Raw genomic sequence first — 18,202 nt, forward strand, 5'->3', positions numbered from 1 at the left:
CGCGAACGGGGGGCAGCACATTTTTTTGAAGCAAGTCGCGTCGTTCTAAGCCGCCAGCCGCAGGAAAGGCACCGGCTCCGTCGATCGCAGCACAATCGGCTTGCCCTCCGAAGCCTCAAACAGCTCACCGTCCAGGATGACGCTGCTCCGGTCGCCCTCGATCCGGATGATATCGCCCTGTTCCAGATGCACGCCCTGCACCTGCGACTTGCCGACCCGCCGGGTAATGCTCGCCCAGGCCAGCCGCAAGAGCGCGGCCAGGCTCTGGTCCACCGCCATCAGCTTCATGTTCCCGCGACGGCTGTCCCCCGCCTGCACGCCCAGCAGCAGCCGGTCGAGCGTCGTGACGATCAGCACCGCAAAGCGCCCCGCCAGCTGCCCTTCCCGTATCAGCGAAATACGCACCGGATGGCTGGATTGCGGCAGGAACCGCGCGCGAATGCCGAAAACCAACGACACCAGCACCGCTATCACGGTCAGGAAATGGCTAAGCCCATTGGACAGGCCGAGCGGATAAATCTGGTTACGACAGTAAAGCATGTAATCGGCAAGCCCCGCGCCACCCAGGAACATGCCCAGCACCGGCCGCGATTCCGCCCCTCCGTCGGACAGGGCGATCAGCTCACGCGCCACGACATGATCGTCCACACCCGCCTTGGCGATCTGAACGATCCGCTCCAGCGCCTTGATCGGATCGCCATGGATGCCAAGGTCGAGCGCGATCAAATTGGTCTTGCCGTTGGGCAGCACCGCGATCGGCGGCACGCGACCCTTGAAATGTTCGCCCTGATACAGCTCCGTCAGCGCCGCCTGCACCGTCCCGTCGCCACCGTTGATGACGATGACCACCGGATCGACGCGCGCGATGGTTTGCAATGCGCGGCCGATCTGATCGACATGCTCCACCTCATAATGGAATATGTCGGGATTGCTGGCGCAGTAGCTGCGCACGCGCGGAAGCGTCTGCCGGTTGCCCGTCGACTTGGGATTGGACAGAAGCGCGACCCGAACCATCAGAACTCACATATATTGAAGTTTAATGGTGATCCGCGTCACACCCGGACCAACCTTCACCGCGGCCTTTTCGACAGACGGCTTGCCCAGGTTGAAGATGCTGATCGACGGATTGTTGGAAAAACCGCCGCCGTCGCGCGAAATGCTCGTCTTGCCATTGCCGTCCCGGTCGTGCCGGATTGCAATCGCATATCTGCCCGGTTCGGGCACCGGCATGCAGAATCGCATCCCGTCGCGGCCAGGGCGAACCGCCGTGTCGATCCGGTTCAACCATGCACCCTTTGCCAGCCAGGCACTTTTGGTCGCGGGATAGGATTGCACGCGGACCTTGCCCGTCGCCGCGGCAAAGCCCTGAACGTCGATCAGCAGCGCCGGACCCTTTGCGGACGGACCACAACGATCCAGCTCGTTCCCGATTTCCTGCCCGTGAGCCAAGGCCGGAATAGAGGCAAACACCGCCCCAGCCGACAAAAGGCCCATCGCAACTTTGAACATGACCATCCAACTCCGTGAAGCTATAGCCGCCCGATGAAACCGGACGGCGAGCCCCTGTTCGCCCCCGCGAACTTCATTTCCGTGACTCTGCTATGGGCGGGGTTTGCGGCCAAATCATGGTGATGGGACGACCACATAGAGAATGCTGACCGCCACCGACCGATATCTCGCCCGCCTGATAGCCTTGCCGATGCTCGGCACGCTGGTCATTTCCGCGATGCTGCTGGTGCTCGACAAGATGCTCAGCCTGTTCGACTTCGTGGCGGCGGAGGGCGGCCCCGTCAGCGTCGTGTGGCGCATGCTCGCCAACATGATGCCCGAATATCTGTCGCTTGGCATTCCGATCGGCCTGATGCTGGGCATATTGCTCGCATTCCGGAAGCTGGCCCTGTCATCGGAACTGGACGTCATGCGCGGCGTCGGCCTGTCCTACGGCCGCCTGCTGCGCGTCCCCTATATGTACGCGATCGCGCTCGCCCTCCTCAATTTCGGTATCGTCGGCTTCGTTCAGCCACTCTCCCGGCATGCCTATGAAGCGCTGCGTTTCGAACTGCGCTCAGGCGCGCTAGGCGCGTCGATCAAGGTGGGCGAGTTCACCAGCCTCGGCAAGCGCATGACCCTACGCATCGAACGCAGTCTGGATGAGGGCCGCAATCTTCAGGGCATCTTCGTGCGCGCCATTGGGAAGGATGGCCAGACTGTCGCGGTGACCGCCGCGCAAGGCAGCTTCCTGGCGACGGACGATCCCGACACCATCATCTTCCGCCTGCGCGATGGAGTACTGGTCAACGACGCACCCAAATATAAGTCGCCCCGCATCCTTTCCTTCTCCAGCCACGATCTGCCGATCGACCTGCCGCAGATCGAGCGTTTCCGTGGACGTAGTGTCGATCGGGAAAAGACCATTCCCGAACTTGCCGTGATGGGTCATGACCCCGCGACGCCCGAAAAGCTGCGCTATGAAATCCGCTCCAACTTCCACTTCCGCTTGGTGGAGGTCGCGATGATGATGCTGCTACCGCTCGCGGCCCTCGCCTTTGCGATCCCACCCAAGCGCTCGACTTCGGCCCTCGGCGTCTTCCTCTCGATCGTCTTCATCGTGACCTATCACAAGATCAACGAATATGGCCAAGGCGTCGGCTCACTGGGCAAGGTTGATCCGATCATAGCGCTTTGGACGCCATTTCTGCTGACGGCCATACTGATCATGTGGATGTATCATGTCGTGGCGCACCGCCCGGGCGGCCAGCCGATAGGCGCCCTCGAATATGCCTTTGCAAAGCTCGGCAAGCAGATCGCGAAACTGCTTCGCTTCGGGCGAAAGCGGGTGACCACCGCGCAGGGAGCAGCCTGACCCATGCAATTCGATTTCTTCCCCTCGCCCCAGATCAGCTGGTACATGGCGCGCCTGTTCCTCACGCGGACCTTCGCCGTGCTGGCACTGCTGGTCGTCGTGCTGCAAACGCTCGACCTGCTGGGCGAGTCAGGGGACATCCTGGCCTATGCCGGTAACGGCGATGCGCAGCTGTGGCATTATGTCGGCCTTCGCATACCGCAGATCATCGCGCGCTTCCTGCCCTTCTCGGTTCTTCTTGGTACGCTCATCATGCTTGCGGGCATGAACCAGAATAGCGAGATCGTATCGATGAAGGCGGCGGGCCTGTCCGCGCATCAGATATTGGCGCCGCTCATCGCCTCCGCGCTTGGCGTCGCCATCATCAGCTACGCCTTCAACGAACGCGTGGTAGCCCGCGCAACCGCATCGCTCAGCGCTTGGCAGGCCGTCGATTACGGCCCCATTCCCACCGACAGCGGCGTAAAGTCCAATCCCTGGGTCCGTGACGGCAACAACCTCGTCACCGCCGCGATCGTCGCGGGTCGAGGCAATAATGTGCAGCTACGCAAGGTCGAGATTTTCAACCGCCTCAACAACAGCCTGACAACCATCGTCCAGGCCCCCCGCGGCCATTATGACGCGGCGAGCAAGAGCTGGCTTCTGGAGGATGCACGCCAGTTCGACGTTGCGCGGGGCACGGAACGGCAGGCTGGCACCGTCCGCTTCGGCCATGCGATCCGGCCCGACCAGTTTACCCTGGCAAAGGTCGATCCTGACGCCCTGACTTTCTCGGAACTGCGCGCCGCCATTGGTGATCTGCGCGATGCCGGACGTCCGACCGCAGAACTGGAAGGCAGCCTGTGGCACAAGCTGTCCGGCCCGCTTTCTGCCCTGTTGATGCCGATCCTGGGGTCCGTCGCCGCCTTCGGCCTTGCTCGTTCCGGCCAGTTGTTCGTGCGCGCAGTGATGGGGATGGCCCTCGGCTTTGCCTATTTCGTCGCGGACAATTTCTCGCTCGCCATGGGCAATCTCGGCGCCTACCCGCCCATCCTCGCGGCTTGGGCACCCTTCTTCCTGTTCCTGCTCGTAGGCGAGACCGTGCTGTTCAGGACAGAAGAATAGGCGTCGCCCTCATCCGTCATCCCAGCGTTGAAATGAGGCGCGTGACTCATTTCAACTGGGATCTCAGGCCCAACGAGACGGCTCAGCGCCGAACCATCGTACTCCGCGCAATCTTCCCCACCAGCGGCCACATGCCCGCATAATTGCCGCGATGATAAGGCGAATCCTCGTCCAAGGCCGCGATCAACCGCGCATGTGCCTTGCCCAGCGCATGGTAGGGCACACTCGGCAGCAGATGGTGCAGCGCATGATAGCGCAGCCCCACCGGCGCCCAGATCGCGGCCAGCGGCGAAGGCGGCGGCACATTCACCGAATCCAGATATTGGGCCGTCACCGTCATCGCATCGCCCTCATTCTCCCAAAGATGCGCGACAAGCGTGCGCAGCTGGTTGATGACGGTCATCGCCGAGTGCACGGCCATATAGACGAGCAAAGGCTTCCATCCGAAGGCAAACACGCTGCCGATCAGGGCGAGTGCAAACAGCGAGGCTCCCGCCTCCTGCCAAAGCCAGCGGCGGCGAAACTCCCCTTCCGGCGCGCGGCGGCGATAGGCCGGGTTGATCGAGAGCGCCGAAAACTCGGCGACAACCTTGCGCCGCAACGCGGGCACGAAGATGCTGAGCGGCGCCAACACGCCATAGCGCAGGATCAGGCCCACTGGCGCAAGCGACGCGATCAGGATGAACAAAGGCAGCGACCACGGCTTCATCAACGCCAGCGGCAGATATTCCGGATCGTTCGCCGTCCCGTACCGGGTGCGCGCATGATGCTGCGTATGCACATCCTCATACATGAAGGACGGGATCATCAGCGGAATGCCTACCAGCAGGTTCCATCCCAGCCGGAAACCCGGAAGCGCGTCCTTACGAATATGGGTCAGCTCATGGATGAAGCTCGCCGCCCGATAAAGCGCCAGCATCGCCACCAGTCCGCACAACAGCGCCAACGCGAGATTATTCGCCAGAATTGCTCCGCCAAGCGCCGCATAGCCGATCAGCGCCGACGCCAGCAAGTCCGGCCAGTAAATCTTCGGGTTCGCCACCGCAAATTCGCGCGACAGTTCCGCTGCGGCGCGCAGCATCGCAGCGTCATCCGGAATCGAGGCGCGCTTGACGGCCGCGCCCGCTATGATGGGATCATGCACAGTCATGCAGGCGCTCCTAAATGGTAAATGCGCTAAAATCGTGGCAGCGGCATGACAGCTTCGCCTTGGTACGTCATCAGGCGCGCACCGGATTGACAATCCCGTAACAAGCGCCGAACTGCTGCGATCATTTAGCGAAAGCTCTGCCGTGGCTACTCCGAATCTGGTAATCACCCCCGTCACTTCCAAGGCCGACAAAAAGGCGTTCGTGGATCTGCCGTGGCGCCTGTACGCCAATGACCCCAACTGGGTCCCGCCACTCAAGAGCGAAGTTTACGGCGTCATAGAGCCCAGCAAGAACCCCTATTTCGGCCATGCCGAGGCGAAATATTTTCTCGCCCGCCGCGATGGTCAGGTCGTCGGCCGCATCTCTGCCCATATCGATCATCTGGCACTCGCCCAGCCGGTCGAACAGGGTATGGGTCCGGGCACCGGCAATTTCGGCTTTTTCGAAGCGGAGGACGCCGAAACCGGTAAGGCGCTGATCGAAGCGGCGGAAAGCTGGCTCCGCGCCAAGGGCATGACCCGCGTGCTAGGCCCCATTTCGCTGTCGATCTGGGAAGAACCGGGTCTACTGATCGAAGGCCACGACCATCCGCCCACGGTGATGATGGGCCACAACAGCCCCGCCTATCAGGCGATGATCGAGGGCGCGGGCTACCAGCCCGCCAAGCAGCTCAAGACATATGAACTCGACATCACCATCCCGTTCCCCCCCCTCATCCAGCGGATTATATCCTCCGGCGAGAAGAGCGACCGCATCCGCATCCGCCAGGTCGACAAGTCGAAATTCGACGCCGAGGCGACGATCCTGCTCGGCATCCTCAACGACGCGTGGGGCAAGAATTGGGGCTTCGTCCCGATCACAGACGCCGAAGTCGCGCATACCGGCAAGAAGCTGAAGCCCATTGTGTTCGAGGATCTGATCATGATCGCCGAACTCGACGGCGAACCCGTCGCCTTCATGATGACCCTGCCCGACCTCAACGAAGCGACCGCGCCCTTGAACGGCTCGCTGCTGCCCTTCGGTTGGGCAAAGCTTCTCTGGTGGCTGCGCAAGCCGCAAGTCCGCACCATGCGCGTGCCCCTGATGGGCGTGGTCCAGCGGCTGCAATCGTCCCGCCTCGCCAGCCAGCTCGCCTTCATGATGATCGAATATATCCGCCGCAACGCGGTCAGCCGCTATGGCGCGACGCGGGGTGAGATCGGCTGGGTGCTGGAGGACAATCAAGGCATGAACGCCATCGCCGACGCCATCGATAGCAAGGTGAACAAGCTTTACCAGATCTACGAAAAGAACCTCGCCTGAAAGCCTAACCCGGCACCGCCACATCAATAGCGCCCGCCGCGACCTTCACCGTTGCGGGCGTCCTCGCGACTACTTCGCCGTCGATCGATATCCGCTGCCGAGGCTGCGTCTCAATCCGGAAAGACTGGCCCCGAAACTCCTCCGTCTGCGCATCCCTGTCACGCAGCTTGAAGAATTTAGCGTACCAGTCCCACGCCAGCCGCGCATGGCTACGCCCCACCACCGCTTGAACCACAATCTCGCCGCTATCGACGTCAGCACGATCGGACAGCTCAACCCCGCCATGATAGGGTCCGTTCAAGATCCGCACTTCCGTCGACCACATGCGCCGCTCAGTCTGGCCGTCATCGATCGTCAACCGGAACGCCCGGAACCCGACCGAACATTTCACCGCCCAGATCAAATAACCGACCCGACCCAGATAGCGCTTCAGCTTGTGCGGCACCGTTTTCCCGATCATCGGCGACAACCCCAGCGAGGCCGCGTTGACGAAATAATCGTGATCGATCATCCCCAGGTCAATGCGCCGCCGCCTGCCCTGCGCAATCACCCGAACGGCCCCGTCCAGATCCAGCGGAATGCCCAGCGTCCTCGCAAAGCTGTTGGCCGTACCAAGCGGCAACACGCCAAAGACGCAATCCTTCCCCACCAACTCGTCCACGGTCCCGGACAAAGACCCATCGCCGCCGCCCACGATGACCATCGGCGCCCCACTGCCCACCGCCTCGCGTACCGTCTCCTGCAATCGCTCCGGATCGCGCACCGCATGGGCCGCAATCAAGCGCACCCCCGCCGCCTCCAGCTTCTCGCGCGCCTGTTGGAAAAGCGCCTCTCCCTTCCGGCTATGGACATTGACGATCAGCGCCGCTTCGCGCGGCAGGGAGTTCGTTTCCATGCCCCAACAACTCGCCAGAGCTCCATCGGCTCCTCACCGCAACAAATCCGCGTGAACAGTCGTTGGAAAGCCATGGCTCGCATCGCTCACCTGTCCGACATCCATTTCGGCGCCAACGATCCCAAAATAGTATCCGCCACCGAAGCCTGGCTGGAACGCAGCCAGCCCGACCTCGTCATCATCAGCGGCGATTTCACGCAGCGCGCCCGCGTCGATCAATTCCGCGCCGCCTCCGCCTGGCTCAATCGGCTACGCGCGGCGGGCATGCGCCTGCTCGTCATTCCGGGCAATCATGACGTGCCCCTTTATGATGTTTTCCGCCGCTTCGCCGCCCCCCTGGATCGCTACAAACGCTATATCAGCAATGAGCTTTGCCCCTGGTATGAGGATGAAAAGGTCGCGATCCTGGGCATCAACACCGCCCGTTCGCTGACGATCAAGGACGGGCGCATCAACCATGACCAGATGAAGATGATCGAAGAGCGCTTCGCCCCCGTTGCACCGGAAAAGACGCGCATCCTCGTCACCCACCATCCCCTGTTCGCCATGCCCATCGGCAAGGGCGGCGAACTCAGCGAAGCCGTCGGGCGCCATGATGACGCTGTCGAAGCGGCGGCAGCAGCCGGAATCCACATCGCCCTCGCGGGCCATTTCCACCGCACCTATGCCGAAGCGGCACAGAAGATGGTCGCCGACGCGGGCGGCGCGCTGGTGATACAGGCAGGCACGGCCACCTCAACCCGCCTGCGCAACGCCGAACCGCAAAGCTTCAACTGGCTCCACGTCCACCGCAACGACCGGATCGAACTGCAAGTCATCGTCTGGGACGGAGCCAGTTTCCAGCGTGGCCACCATGTCGAATATAGCCGCGACGCGGGCGGCTGGCGGGCGCATGAGCTGCCCGATCCCTCTGCCCGCCCCGGCATCCGCGTAGCCCAAGCCGCCCGCGCCTAAGCCTCAGGCTGTTCAGGCGAAGGCAGGCGCAGCCAGTGCCAACGCATGATCGCGGATCGCCGCTGGCCATTCCGCGCAACACGCCTCGAATGCGCCCTTGTCCTTGGCATAAAGCGCGCGGATCGCCGCTTCATAGTCCGGCCGGTCGCCTGCCATCACCGTCAGGAAATGATAGGCAGCGTCCATTGCCGAGCGGGGGCTGATCGATCCTGCCGAAGCCTTGCGCGCCTGCTCCACCAACTGCCGCAGCGTCGCCGACGCGCCGCCGGGCTGGGCCGCCAGCCATTCCCACTGACGCGGAAGCAGCGTGACCTCGCGCGATTGCACGCCCATTTTCGGACGGCCCGGCCCCCTCTGCTCTGGTACGGTGGACGCATGCAAGTCGATATCGACCTGACGCCCGGTCAGGTCGTCGAACAGCAAGACGGCCTGCGCATCGCCTCCCATGGCTTGCAGCGCCCGCCGCACTTCATCTTCTTCCCCTGCGGCAACCACATGCTCGCCTGCAAAAGCCGTAAGACAACGCGTCACATCGATTCTCCTTCGATGCGACAAATATTACCCGGATAATATCGAGTCAATTATCCCCGGGTAATATTATTCCCTCAATTCAACCCAGGTGGGCGCGTGATCGCTCGCCTTCTCCCGCCCGCGAAAATCCTTGTCCACTTGCGCGTCGATCAGGCGATCGGCCGCCGCCGGGCTGAGCAGCAGATGATCGATCCGGAAACCGGCGTCACGCGGCCAGGCGTTCATCTGATAATCCCAATAGGTCCACACCCCGCCCGACGGGTGGCGGCTCGCAATCGCGTCGGTCCACCCGTCACCCAGCAAGCGCCGGTACGCGGCCCGGCTTTCCGGCTGCATCAGCGCGTCGTCGGCCATGGCCTTCACCGAATAAACGTCCCGATCGCGCGGAATGACATTATAATCGCCAGCTAGAATGGCGGGCACTTCCTCCGCCCAAATCTCCGCCGCCCGGTCGCGCAGACGCTTCATCCAGCGCAGCTTGTAGTCGAATTTCGGCCCCGGCTGCGGGTTGCCATTGGGCAGGTAGATGCTGGCGACCCGAACGCCCTTCACATCGGCTTCGATATAGCGGCTATGTTCGTCCTCGGGCTCGCCCTCCAGCCCCCGGCGCACCTCAACCGGCGTCTCGCCGCGCGCCAGGATGGCAACGCCGTTAAAGCCCTTCTGCCCGTGCCAGATCGCCCCATAACCGACATCCTCAATGTCCTTCAGCGGGAATGTCTCATCCGAAGTCTTGATTTCCTGAAGGCAGGCGACATCGGGCTGCGTCTCGCTCAGCCATTCCAGCAGGCGCGGCAATCGTGCCTTGATGCCGTTGATATTGAATGTCGCGATGCGCATGGGGCTGTTCTCCTCCCGCGCATCCCTAGAGCATTTTCGAAGCAGGTGGTATCACCTGCTGGCTCGGAAAATGCGGAAAACAAAAGCTAAATGGAACATGGCCCGATCCAATCGGGGCATGTTCCAAAGAGAAGAGTCGCCCATAGAGCATCGAGCGCAAAAGTGGGAGCCGATTTTGCGCTCTAAACGATGCGATAATAGCCTAGCTGTTTAGTCCCGGCCTTTGATGGTGCATTATCCATGCAGGCACCCGAGGTGACCGGTGACAAGGAGCCCAAGCGGAAGTTCAAGACCTACCCGATCGGCTACTTCCACATCGATATCGCCGAGGTTCAGACCGCCGAGGGCAAGCTGCGCCTATTGGTGGCGATCGACCGGACCAGCAAGTTCGCCTTTGTCGAACTGCACAAACAAGCCGGCAAGATGATCGCCGCCCAGTTCCTGCGAAACCTCATCGCAGCCGTGCCCAACTGACCGCCCACCTCCAAGACTTCATCTATGCGTACAACTTTGGCCGACGTCTCAAGACGCTTAAGGGTCTCACTCCCTACGAGTACATCTGCAAAATCTGGACAGCAGAATCCGATCGCTTCACACTTAATCCGAACCATCAAAGGCCGGGACTAAACATCTAGGATGATCAGTCTCTAATGAACCGTGCCGAGTGGCGCGTCGTAGGTTAGCAGCACGATCAGCCGCTCAATCTGACGCCAGTGACAGAAATGGATATGGTTGCCAAGGTCGCGGCTGCGGTCGGCGCGCGCGGCGGCTTCATAGCCCGCATTGTCACCGAAGGCTGCCATCAACTCCGCTGCGTCATCATAGCTTTTGCGGTCGGAAAGATATGGCAACTGCATGTGAACCCCCGAAAATTTCTCGCCGCGATGGGAAACAAGGGTTCAATTGCCGTGCCAGTTTCCCGCTTCCACGGGTGGCGGCGGCTTTCGAAGGTGAATGGGCCGTTAGGCAAGTCCCGTTGCGGCACAGTCGTCCTGCAACGGGACTGGGCTGTCTCCCGACGGGACTAGCTGTCCCGCGAGGGGGCGATCCGCAAAGGCTCTGGCCTTGTCGGGCGGGTCGTGGCAAGGGCGGTGCCGATGACCAATGGCAAGAAGAATCCGACCGGCGCGGGCGCCATCATCGCACTGCTGATCCTGGGCGGCGCGATCATCGGCGGTATGATGGGCCAGCCGAGCGCGGGCCTGCTGACCGGCGCGGCGCTGGGGGGCGTAATCGCGCTGTTGCTGTGGTTGCGCGAACGGGGCTGACGGGGCGCCTTGCCGCGCGGGAATTCGCAGCATAGACAGGCGGCATGAAGAAGCATCTGATCGCCATCACCCTTATCCTCCTGCTGATCGCCGGGGGCGTCATTTTCTATCTGGCGCAAGGGGATACGGCGCAGTTGGCGGCTGGTGAGGATACGGGGAAAGAGCCGGTTTTCACCGCCCCCCGAAGCGAACTCATCCCTACCATCAACGTGGCCGAAGTGAAGGTCTGGACGGCGGGCGAAAAGCCGGTGGCGGCGAAGGGCCTTGCCGTGGCGCGCTTTGCCGAGGGGCTGGCGCATCCGCGATCGATGCTGGTGCTACCCAATGGCGACATATTGGTGGCCGAGACGAACAGCCCGCCCCGCCCCGCCGGTGGGGTCGTCGATCGGGTGATGGCCTATTTGATGGACAAGGCTGGTGCGGGGGGGCCGTCGCCCAATCGCATCACCTTGCTGCGCGACGCGGATGGCGACGGGCGCGCGGAGGTGAAGACGGCGTTCCTGACCGGGCTCAATTCGCCCTATGGCATGGCACTGGTGGACGGGACGCTTTATGTCGCCAATACGGACGCGCTCATGGCTTTCCCCTATAAGGAGGGCGAGACGCGGATCACCGCCAAGGGTCGCAAGATCCTGAACCTGCCCGCGAACGCGCCCAACATGCACTGGACCAAGAGCCTGACGGCTGGTCCCACGGGGCTACTCTATTTGGGCGTTGGGTCCAACAGCAATATCGCGGAAGACGGCCTGGATGGGGAGGCGAACCGCGCCGCGGTGCTGGAGGTCAATCCCAGGACCGGCGATTATCGCATCTACGCTTCGGGCCTGCGCAATCCGGTGGGGCTGGCTTTCGAACCCAAGAGCGGCGCTTTGTGGGGCGTCGTGAATGAGCGCGACATGCTGGGCAGCGATCTGGTGCCCGACTATCTGACGCGGGTGGAATTTGGCGGCTTCTATGGCTGGCCGTGGAATTATTGGGGCGGTTATGAGGACCGCCGCGTGCAACCGCAACGGCCGGAAGTGCGCGAATATACCAAGCGGCCGGACTATGCGCTGGGCAACCATGTCGCGCCGCTGGGGCTGGCCTTTGCCGACAAGGTGAAGATTGGCGGGACGTTTACGAATGGCGCATTCGTCGGGCTGCATGGCAGCTGGAACCGAAAGCCCGCCGCCGGTTACAAGGTGGTGTTCGTGCCCTTCGAGGCGAATGGCGAGGTGAGCAAGGCCAAGCCTGTCGATGTGCTGACCGGCTTTTTGGATGCTGACGGCAATGCGCGGGGACGGCCTGTGGATGTCGCGGGCGACGCGAAGGGCGCGCTGCTGGTCAGCGACGATGTCGGCGGCGTGATCTGGCGGGTGACTGGCGGGTGACTGGCAGCAAGTGATTGAGAGCGCGATCGCATTACGCGGGCGCATCAAGGCTTCTTTTCCGTCACCCCGGACTTGATCCGGGGTCCCGCTGCCTGGGCGGCGTAAGAAGCGAGACCCCGGATCAAGTCCGGGGTGACGATCACGCAAAACTGATCATGGACGATTTCCAAGCGCTCGGAACCGAGTGCTGGTTAGGAAATCGCGGCACACAAAGGATCAGAGCGCGCGGCCGTTGCGGCCCGCCAGCTCCACCACATATTGCCAGGCGACGCGGCCCGAACGGCTGCCGCGCTGGGTTGCCCACTGGATGGCTTCGAGCGGGTCGAAGCTGAGGCCGAGGCTGTCCGCATAGCCGGTGACGATGTCAACATAGGCCTGCTGGTCGATGGCGTGGAAGCCAAGGCTGAGGCCGAAGCGATCGGACAGCGCCATCTTGTCATCGATGACGTCGCGTGGATTGACCGGGTCATCCTGCTCCGACAGGTGGCGCGGGACGATGTGGCGGCGGTTAGAGGTGACATAGAGGCGCACATTCGCGGGTCGTGCGGCCGTGCCGCCCTGAAGCAATGAGCGCAGCGCGCGCGCGTCACCCACGCCGTTTTCGTCAAAACCAAGATCGTCGAGGAAAAGGATGAAGGGGCGCTGCGTCGTGCGCAGGAGGGAAAAGAGGCGCGGCAGACTGTTCAGTTCATCGATCGCGCATTGCAGCAACGCGATGTTGGCGCCCTCCCGCTGGAGCCGGTCAATGACGGCGGCGACCACGGCGGACTTGCCCGTGCCGCGCGCACCCCAGAGCAGCGCGTCATGGGCAGCATGGCCAGCGGCGTGGCGGCGGGTGTTTTCGAGCAACGTCGCCTTTTGCGCGTCGATGCCGGTCAGAAGGTCGTAATCTACCGGGATGAAGGCATCGACGGTCTGGATAGCGGCGCCGTCCCAAACATAGGCGGGCGCGGCGGTGAGGTCGGCGGAAATGGCCGACGGCGGCGCGATCCGTTCCAACGCTTCGGCGATGCGGCTGAGAGTTTCCTTGTCCATGCGCCGGGCTTAATCCCCCTCCCCCGCCCCGGCAAGCTGCGTGGCCCTGTCATTCTTCTGTCGTAATGGACTTTTACTCTGCGGCGCTGGAGCTTATATCGCGGGGCCGTGACCATCCCAAATCCTGCCTATTCCACCCGGATCAGCCGCTATGGCGCCGAAGCCCTGCGCGAAGCCGCTTTGCTGATCCGCGCGGGCGAGCCGGTCGCGGTGCCGACAGAGACGGTCTATGGGCTGGCCGCCGACGCGACGGACGAAAGCGCGGTCGCGGCGATCTACAGCGCCAAGGGGCGGCCGAGCTTCAACCCGCTGATCGTGCATGTTTCGGACAAGGAGATGGCCGGACGGCTGGCGATCTTTTCGCCCGTGGCGGACAAGCTGGCGGCGCGATTTTGGCCGGGCGCGCTGACCATGGTACTGCCGGTACGGGAAGACAGCGGCCTTTCATCGCTGGTGACGGCGAGCCTGCCGACCGTCGCACTGCGCTTGCCCGCCCACCCCGCTATGCGCGCGCTGATCCGGGAAAGCGGGCGACCACTCGCCGCGCCATCGGCCAATCGGAGCGGCGCGATCAGTCCGACACGGGCCGAGCATGTGCTGGCCAGTTTGAATGGCAAGGTGCGGCTGATCCTGGACGAGGGGCCGACAAGCGAGGGATTGGAGTCAACGATCGTCGCGCCGCAGGATGACCGTATCCGGCTGCTGCGACCCGGCCCGGTGACAGCGGCGATGCTGGAGCAGGCGACGGGGCTTCCGGTCGTGACCGGCGTGGCCGATGCGAAGATCGAGGCGCCGGGCCAGCTGGAAAGCCATTATGCGCCGTCCAAGCCGGTGCGGCTGAACGCGCTGCGGGCGGAGAAGGACGAATATCTGATCGGCTTTGGCCTGATGCCGTGCAATATCAATTTGAGTCCGGATGCCGATGTGCAGGAGGCTGCGGCCAATCTGTTCGCGGCGCTGCATGTCGCCGATGCGAGCGCGGCGACGCATATTGCGGTGGCGCCGATCCCGGATGTGGGGATTGGAGTGGCGATCAATGATCGGCTGCGGCGAGCGGCGGCTTAGGGGTTTATGGACTTTGGCGCCGTTCTGGTGGAGCCTTTCGACAGGCTAAGTGCGGACGGAACCTAGGACATGATCATGTTTGAGTGATCGTCACCCCGGACTTGATCCGGGGTCCCGCTTCTTATCTGGCGCTGCTGAGGCAGCGGGACCCTGGGTCAAGCCCAGGGTGACGGAAAAGCCTTAGTGTGAATACTTCCGTGTAGACGATCACACTCTAGATTTGGTCATACAACGTCAGCGGAACGTCGCCCGCCTCAATCACAGTCCCGATAGCCAGCGCGTTTGCATTCGCGGCGGCGTTGTTCCTCGGCTTTCTTGCGGTCGCGCGCTTCCCTGGCCTCCTGCTTGCGCATGCGGCGGCCGTAGTTGCGGTCGGATTCTTCCTGGCTGGTGGTGGCCCAATCTGCGGCCTGCGATCCGGCGCGAACTGGCAGGGTGGCTACGTCCAGCGCCGTCTTTGCGATGCAGCCCGGGAGGGTCAGCATTATTCCGGCTGCGGCAATCGTCGCGAATGGGCGCATTGATATTCCCCTGTGAAATCCCCGCGTGAATGGCATGGTCGGGATTAACCTTAGCCTAAGCGGTATTGGTGGGTTGGGGGAAAGTGTGAGGTTTCTGGTGATTGTTAGTTTTGAAGGCCACCCCCTCCCCGTTCGGGCTGAGCTTGTCGAAGCCCTTCTCTTACTTGTAGAAAAGAAGAGCCCTTCGACAGGCTCAGGGCGAACGGAGTAGAGGATGGGATCAGCCCTCTATCCGTTCCGCAAATCCCTTGCGCAGCTTGGCGAGTTTGGGCGGAATGACCGCCATGCAATAGGGGTTACGATCGCCGACGCGGTCCCAATATTTCTGGTGATAATCCTCTGCGGGATACCAGGGGGCGTCCGGTTCGATCGCGGTGACGATCGGGTTGCCATGATCCGGTTGCGCGCGGGCGATAGCGGCTTTGGCTTCCGCTTCCTGCTCCGGCGAATGGGGGAAGATGGCGGAGCGATATTGGGTGCCGATGTCGTTGCCCTGACGGTTCAGCGTCGTCGGATCATGCGTCGCGAAAAATATGTCGAGCAGGTCGCCATAGGAGATCACCTCCGGGTCAAAGGCGATGCGGATCGCTTCGGCATGGCCGGTCGCGCCGGAGCAGACCTGCTCATAGCTTGGGTTTGGCAACTGACCGCCTAGATAACCGCTTTCGACCGACCGGACGCCTTTCAGATTTTGGTATACCGCCTCGGTGCACCAGAAGCAGCCACCTGCCAGCGTCGCGATGTCTTCGGCCATTCGCTTGGTTCCTTATCCTGTGTCGGGCACAAGATAGTTATGTTCAGCCAGCCGTTCCAGCCTGCCCTGCTGTGCCTTGCGCCTTTGCGCGTTCTTCGGCGACCAGTTCCTTGCGCGACAGCTTGCCGACCAGCGTCTTGGGAAGGTTCAGACGGACCTCGACCTCGCAGACTTTTTCATGCTTTCCGAGTTGGGGATTAAGCCATGCCTTCAGCGCCTCGCCGTCCGTCTTCGCGCCCTCCTGAAGCGTTACGAACGCTTTGGGGGACTCGCCGCGATAGGGGTCGGGGATGCCGATAACGAGCGCCTCTTTCACGTCGGGGTGGTGGTAGAGCACCTCTTCCACCTGGCTGGGGAAGACCTTGAAGCCGCCGACCGCGATCATGTCCTTCAGGCGGTCGACGATCTTCACATAGCCGTCCGAGTCGATCAGGCCGACGTCGCCGGTGCGCAGCCAGCCATCGACGAAGACTTCCTTGTCAGCGTCGGGGCGCTGCCAATAGCCCTTCATGATCTGGGGACCGGCAAAGACAAGTTCGCCCGGTTCGCCGGGCGGCGGCGGCCGTGTGGGGTCTTCCCGATCCACGAGCTTTACGCGCGTCCCGGGGACGGGCTGGCCCACGGTGCCAGGCTTGTTCAGCCCTTCATAGGGATTGGAGCAGACGACCGGGCTGCTTTCGGTGAGGCCATAGCCTTCGCAAAGCTTGGCGCCGGTGGTGGCTTCGAACCGCTTCTTGAGTTCCAGCGGCAGAGGCGCGCCGCCCGAAATGCACAGGCGCAGCGAGGAGAAATCGATGTTCGGCGTCGCCGGATGATCGAGCAGCGCCTGGAACATGGTCGGGACGCCCGGCATCGAGGTGGGGCTGGTCCGCTGAATGGCGGCGAGCACCTGCACGGCTTCGAACCGGGGCAGCATTACCATCTCCCCGCCGTTCAGCACCGTGCGGTTGAGGACGCAGGTGTTGGCGAAGACGTGGAAGAAGGGCAGGACCGCGAGGATGCGATCGATGGCTTCGGGATGCGGATCGATGAGGCGTATCTGCCGCGCATTGGCGGTCAGGTTCTGGTGGGTAAGCATCGCGCCCTTGGGCCGCCCGGTGGTGCCGCCGGTATATTGCAGCAGGGCAACGTCGTTGACGGGGTCGATGGCAACTGGCGCGGGGTCCTCGCCGTGGCGCAGCAGGTCGGCATAGTTGGTTATGCGCGGGTCGTTCGGGACCGGCGCGGTTTCCTTGCGCTTGAAGAGGCGGAATAGCACCGATTTCGCGGGAGGCAGCACCTCCGCGATGCAGCCGACGATCAGCCGTTCGAGGCTGCTATTGTCCAACACCTCCTGCGCGGTAGGCAGCAACGCCTTGGCAGACAGGGTGAAGAGGATTTTGGTGCCGCTGTCCTCGACCTGATGTTCCAGTTCGGCGGCGGTATAGAGGGGGGAGAAATTGACGACGGTCGCGCCCGCCATCATCGCTCCATAATAGGCCGCGACATAGTGGGGGACGTTGGGAAGGTAGAGGCCTACCCGATCACCCTTGCGCACGCCCAGATCCTGAAGCCCCTTCGCGACCCGGCGGATGACACGGAGCATGTCGCCATAGGTCGTCTTGCGGCCGAGGAAGTCGATCATCACGGCATCGGGATTGGCCGTCGCGCTGTCCACGACCATGTCCACCATCGACATGGGAGGGAAGGACTGATCCCAGGGGAAAGGATGATTATAATGGTCTTTCCAGACCGTCTCGATGCTCTCCATTAACGGAGATGTATGTCAGGCCCCTGCTTTACGCAAGCGTAAAGCAGGGCGCGTCAGGGCAGGATCAAACCTGGCCCTGATTGTTGCTGAACGGGTCGAGGATTGTAGCAGCGCCAGAGATCAGCTCCGCCTCGCTCTTCAACGCTTCCTCGGCACGGCGGGCGGCGTCGTCGCGCTCGCGGCGCAGTTCCTCGATCAGCGCCTCGCGGTCGCCGTCCAGGCGGGAATCGGTCGGCGCTTCGATGCCGAGCTTCTTGGCGGCCTTCGTCACCAGCGCGTCCAGTTCCCGCTGCGAGCAGAGGCCGAGCGTGACCGGATCCTTGGGCACGATGTTGGAGATGTTCCAGTGCGTGCGGTCACGGATGGCGGCGATGGTGGTACGGGTGGTGCCGATCAGCTTGCCGATCGCGCCGTCCGAAATTTCGGGGTGGTTGCGCAGGATCCAGGCGATGCCATCGGGCTTGTCCTGACGCTTGGAAACCGGCGTGTAGCGCGGCCCCTTGGTACGGCGGACGGGTTCGGGGCCTTTCAGCATCTTCAGGCGATAATCGGCATTCGCCTCTCCCTTGTGGATTTCCTCCATCGTGATTTCATGCGCGCGGACGGGGTCGCGGCCGGTATATTTGGTGCCAGCCGTGTCATCGGCGATCGCCTGCACTTCCAGGATATGCAGCCCGCAAAATTCCGCGATCTGGTCAAAGCTGAGCGCGGTATTGTCGACCAGCCAGCTGGCTGTCGCATGGGGCATGAGAGGCTGGGACACGAGGATTCTCCGGCACTGAAAACAACAAGGGCCGCC

General features: G+C 62.6%; 19 protein-coding genes and 1 pseudogene. 8 read left to right on the forward strand and 12 right to left on the reverse strand.

Features of this window, described 5'->3' with window-relative positions:
- Positions 1-45: 45 nt before the first annotated feature.
- Together AC6JBC_RS09925 and AC6JBC_RS09930 are read right to left on the reverse strand one after the other, a co-directional pair.
- A complete protein-coding gene (locus tag AC6JBC_RS09925) occupies positions 46-1,014 on the reverse strand; it encodes an acylglycerol kinase family protein (protein ID WP_449473449.1) in 969 nt (322 codons plus the stop codon).
- Positions 1,015-1,020: 6 nt separating this feature from the next.
- A complete protein-coding gene (locus AC6JBC_RS09930) occupies positions 1,021-1,515 on the reverse strand; it encodes a DUF2141 domain-containing protein (RefSeq protein ID WP_498024046.1) in 495 nt (164 codons plus the stop codon).
- A 136-nt stretch (positions 1,516-1,651) separates the two neighbouring features.
- Here AC6JBC_RS09930 and lptF point away from each other — a divergent pair, with 136 nt between their 5' ends.
- Both lptF and lptG read left to right on the forward strand, forming a co-directional pair.
- Complete coding sequence (gene lptF / locus AC6JBC_RS09935; protein WP_464786963.1) at positions 1,652-2,863, forward strand: LPS export ABC transporter permease LptF; 1,212 nt, start codon at positions 1,652-1,654, stop codon at positions 2,861-2,863.
- A 3-nt stretch (positions 2,864-2,866) separates the two neighbouring features.
- Positions 2,867-3,967, forward strand: a complete 1,101-nt coding sequence (lptG, locus tag AC6JBC_RS09940; RefSeq protein WP_464786964.1) for an LPS export ABC transporter permease LptG — start codon at positions 2,867-2,869, stop codon at positions 3,965-3,967.
- An 82-nt stretch (positions 3,968-4,049) separates the two neighbouring features.
- Here the strand turns inward: lptG and AC6JBC_RS09945 are convergent, their stop codons facing one another.
- A complete protein-coding gene (locus AC6JBC_RS09945; protein WP_498024047.1) occupies positions 4,050-5,117 on the reverse strand; it encodes a fatty acid desaturase family protein in 1,068 nt (355 codons plus the stop codon).
- 142 nt (positions 5,118-5,259) lie between these two features.
- Between AC6JBC_RS09945 and AC6JBC_RS09950 the strand changes: the two genes are divergently transcribed.
- Entirely contained in the window at positions 5,260-6,420 is a 1,161-nt protein-coding gene (locus AC6JBC_RS09950) for a GNAT family N-acetyltransferase (protein WP_498024048.1), read from the forward strand.
- Positions 6,421-6,424: 4 nt separating this feature from the next.
- Here the strand turns inward: AC6JBC_RS09950 and AC6JBC_RS09955 are convergent, their stop codons facing one another.
- A complete protein-coding gene (locus tag AC6JBC_RS09955; RefSeq protein WP_498024049.1) occupies positions 6,425-7,315 on the reverse strand; it encodes a diacylglycerol/lipid kinase family protein in 891 nt (296 codons plus the stop codon).
- Positions 7,316-7,387: 72 nt separating this feature from the next.
- Between AC6JBC_RS09955 and AC6JBC_RS09960 the strand changes: the two genes are divergently transcribed.
- A complete protein-coding gene (locus AC6JBC_RS09960) occupies positions 7,388-8,269 on the forward strand; it encodes a metallophosphoesterase family protein (protein ID WP_498024051.1) in 882 nt (293 codons plus the stop codon).
- Between the two features lie 12 nt (positions 8,270-8,281).
- Here the strand turns inward: AC6JBC_RS09960 and AC6JBC_RS09965 are convergent, their stop codons facing one another.
- Entirely contained in the window at positions 8,282-8,800 is a 519-nt protein-coding gene (locus AC6JBC_RS09965) for a DUF2239 family protein (protein WP_498024053.1), read from the reverse strand.
- A gap of 66 nt (positions 8,801-8,866) precedes the next feature.
- Positions 8,867-9,640, reverse strand: a complete 774-nt coding sequence (gene xth, locus AC6JBC_RS09970; protein ID WP_498024054.1) for an exodeoxyribonuclease III — start codon at positions 9,638-9,640, stop codon at positions 8,867-8,869.
- A gap of 249 nt (positions 9,641-9,889) precedes the next feature.
- Between xth and AC6JBC_RS09975 the strand changes: the two are divergent.
- A pseudogene (locus AC6JBC_RS09975) lies at positions 9,890-10,275 on the forward strand (IS481 family transposase); the annotation flags it as partial.
- 12 nt (positions 10,276-10,287) lie between these two features.
- On the opposite strand, the gene AC6JBC_RS09980 reads toward AC6JBC_RS09975, so the two are convergent.
- Positions 10,288-10,497, reverse strand: coding sequence for a hypothetical protein (locus AC6JBC_RS09980; RefSeq protein ID WP_464779152.1), 210 nt, complete (start codon positions 10,495-10,497; stop codon positions 10,288-10,290).
- Positions 10,498-10,731: 234 nt separating this feature from the next.
- Between AC6JBC_RS09980 and AC6JBC_RS09985 the strand changes: the two genes are divergently transcribed.
- Together AC6JBC_RS09985 and AC6JBC_RS09990 are read left to right on the forward strand one after the other, a co-directional pair.
- A complete protein-coding gene (locus AC6JBC_RS09985) occupies positions 10,732-10,908 on the forward strand; it encodes a hypothetical protein (protein WP_498026083.1) in 177 nt (58 codons plus the stop codon).
- A gap of 44 nt (positions 10,909-10,952) precedes the next feature.
- Positions 10,953-12,278, forward strand: a complete 1,326-nt coding sequence (locus tag AC6JBC_RS09990; protein WP_498024055.1) for a PQQ-dependent sugar dehydrogenase — start codon at positions 10,953-10,955, stop codon at positions 12,276-12,278.
- A 216-nt stretch (positions 12,279-12,494) separates the two neighbouring features.
- Here AC6JBC_RS09990 and AC6JBC_RS09995 read toward each other — a convergent pair whose 3' ends face one another.
- The gene (locus AC6JBC_RS09995; RefSeq protein WP_498024056.1) at positions 12,495-13,313 is read right to left on the reverse strand and encodes an ATP-binding protein; all 819 of its coding nucleotides are present in this window, start codon (positions 13,311-13,313) and stop codon (positions 12,495-12,497) included.
- Positions 13,314-13,421: 108 nt separating this feature from the next.
- Here AC6JBC_RS09995 and AC6JBC_RS10000 point away from each other — a divergent pair, with 108 nt between their 5' ends.
- Positions 13,422-14,378: an L-threonylcarbamoyladenylate synthase gene (locus AC6JBC_RS10000; protein WP_498024057.1), complete on the forward strand. Its 957-nt coding sequence runs from the start codon at positions 13,422-13,424 to the stop codon at positions 14,376-14,378.
- 254 nt (positions 14,379-14,632) lie between these two features.
- Here AC6JBC_RS10000 and AC6JBC_RS10005 read toward each other — a convergent pair whose 3' ends face one another.
- The 4 genes from AC6JBC_RS10005 to AC6JBC_RS10020 all read right to left on the reverse strand — a co-directional run bounded on the left by AC6JBC_RS10005 (position 14,633) and on the right by AC6JBC_RS10020 (position 18,151).
- Entirely contained in the window at positions 14,633-14,863 is a 231-nt protein-coding gene (locus AC6JBC_RS10005; RefSeq protein ID WP_498024058.1) for a hypothetical protein, read from the reverse strand.
- A 256-nt stretch (positions 14,864-15,119) separates the two neighbouring features.
- Positions 15,120-15,653: a peptide-methionine (S)-S-oxide reductase MsrA gene (gene msrA / locus AC6JBC_RS10010; protein WP_498024059.1), complete on the reverse strand. Its 534-nt coding sequence runs from the start codon at positions 15,651-15,653 to the stop codon at positions 15,120-15,122.
- A 43-nt stretch (positions 15,654-15,696) separates the two neighbouring features.
- Positions 15,697-17,403: a long-chain-fatty-acid--CoA ligase gene (locus AC6JBC_RS10015; protein ID WP_498024061.1), complete on the reverse strand. Its 1,707-nt coding sequence runs from the start codon at positions 17,401-17,403 to the stop codon at positions 15,697-15,699.
- Positions 17,404-17,467: 64 nt separating this feature from the next.
- A complete protein-coding gene (locus tag AC6JBC_RS10020) occupies positions 17,468-18,151 on the reverse strand; it encodes a DUF1013 domain-containing protein (protein ID WP_498026047.1) in 684 nt (227 codons plus the stop codon).
- Between the last annotated feature and the right edge of the window lie 51 nt (positions 18,152-18,202).

The organism is Sphingobium sp. RC1, from assembly GCF_059738765.1.

Bases quoted from the DNA above. Each gene is read 5' to 3' on its own strand.
- AC6JBC_RS09925 (WP_449473449.1), bottom strand. From the start codon at position 1,014: ATGGTTCGGGTCGCGCTTCTGTCCAATCCCAAGTCGACGGGCAACCGG.
- AC6JBC_RS09960 (WP_498024051.1), top strand. From the start codon at position 7,388: ATGGCTCGCATCGCTCACCTGTCCGACATCCATTTCGGCGCCAACGAT.
- lptF (WP_464786963.1), top strand. From the start codon at position 1,652: ATGCTGACCGCCACCGACCGATATCTCGCCCGCCTGATAGCCTTGCCG.
- AC6JBC_RS09990 (WP_498024055.1), top strand. From the start codon at position 10,953: ATGAAGAAGCATCTGATCGCCATCACCCTTATCCTCCTGCTGATCGCC.
- xth (WP_498024054.1), bottom strand. From the start codon at position 9,640: ATGCGCATCGCGACATTCAATATCAACGGCATCAAGGCACGATTGCCG.
- AC6JBC_RS10005 (WP_498024058.1), bottom strand. From the start codon at position 14,863: ATGCTGACCCTCCCGGGCTGCATCGCAAAGACGGCGCTGGACGTAGCC.
- AC6JBC_RS09945 (WP_498024047.1), bottom strand. From the start codon at position 5,117: ATGACTGTGCATGATCCCATCATAGCGGGCGCGGCCGTCAAGCGCGCC.
- AC6JBC_RS09955 (WP_498024049.1), bottom strand. From the start codon at position 7,315: ATGGAAACGAACTCCCTGCCGCGCGAAGCGGCGCTGATCGTCAATGTC.
- msrA (WP_498024059.1), bottom strand. From the start codon at position 15,653: ATGGCCGAAGACATCGCGACGCTGGCAGGTGGCTGCTTCTGGTGCACC.
- AC6JBC_RS10015 (WP_498024061.1), bottom strand. From the start codon at position 17,403: ATGGAGAGCATCGAGACGGTCTGGAAAGACCATTATAATCATCCTTTC.
- AC6JBC_RS10020 (WP_498026047.1), bottom strand. From the start codon at position 18,151: ATGCCCCATGCGACAGCCAGCTGGCTGGTCGACAATACCGCGCTCAGC.
- AC6JBC_RS09980 (WP_464779152.1), bottom strand. From the start codon at position 10,497: ATGCAGTTGCCATATCTTTCCGACCGCAAAAGCTATGATGACGCAGCG.
- AC6JBC_RS09995 (WP_498024056.1), bottom strand. From the start codon at position 13,313: ATGGACAAGGAAACTCTCAGCCGCATCGCCGAAGCGTTGGAACGGATC.
- lptG (WP_464786964.1), top strand. From the start codon at position 2,867: ATGCAATTCGATTTCTTCCCCTCGCCCCAGATCAGCTGGTACATGGCG.
- AC6JBC_RS09930 (WP_498024046.1), bottom strand. From the start codon at position 1,515: ATGGTCATGTTCAAAGTTGCGATGGGCCTTTTGTCGGCTGGGGCGGTG.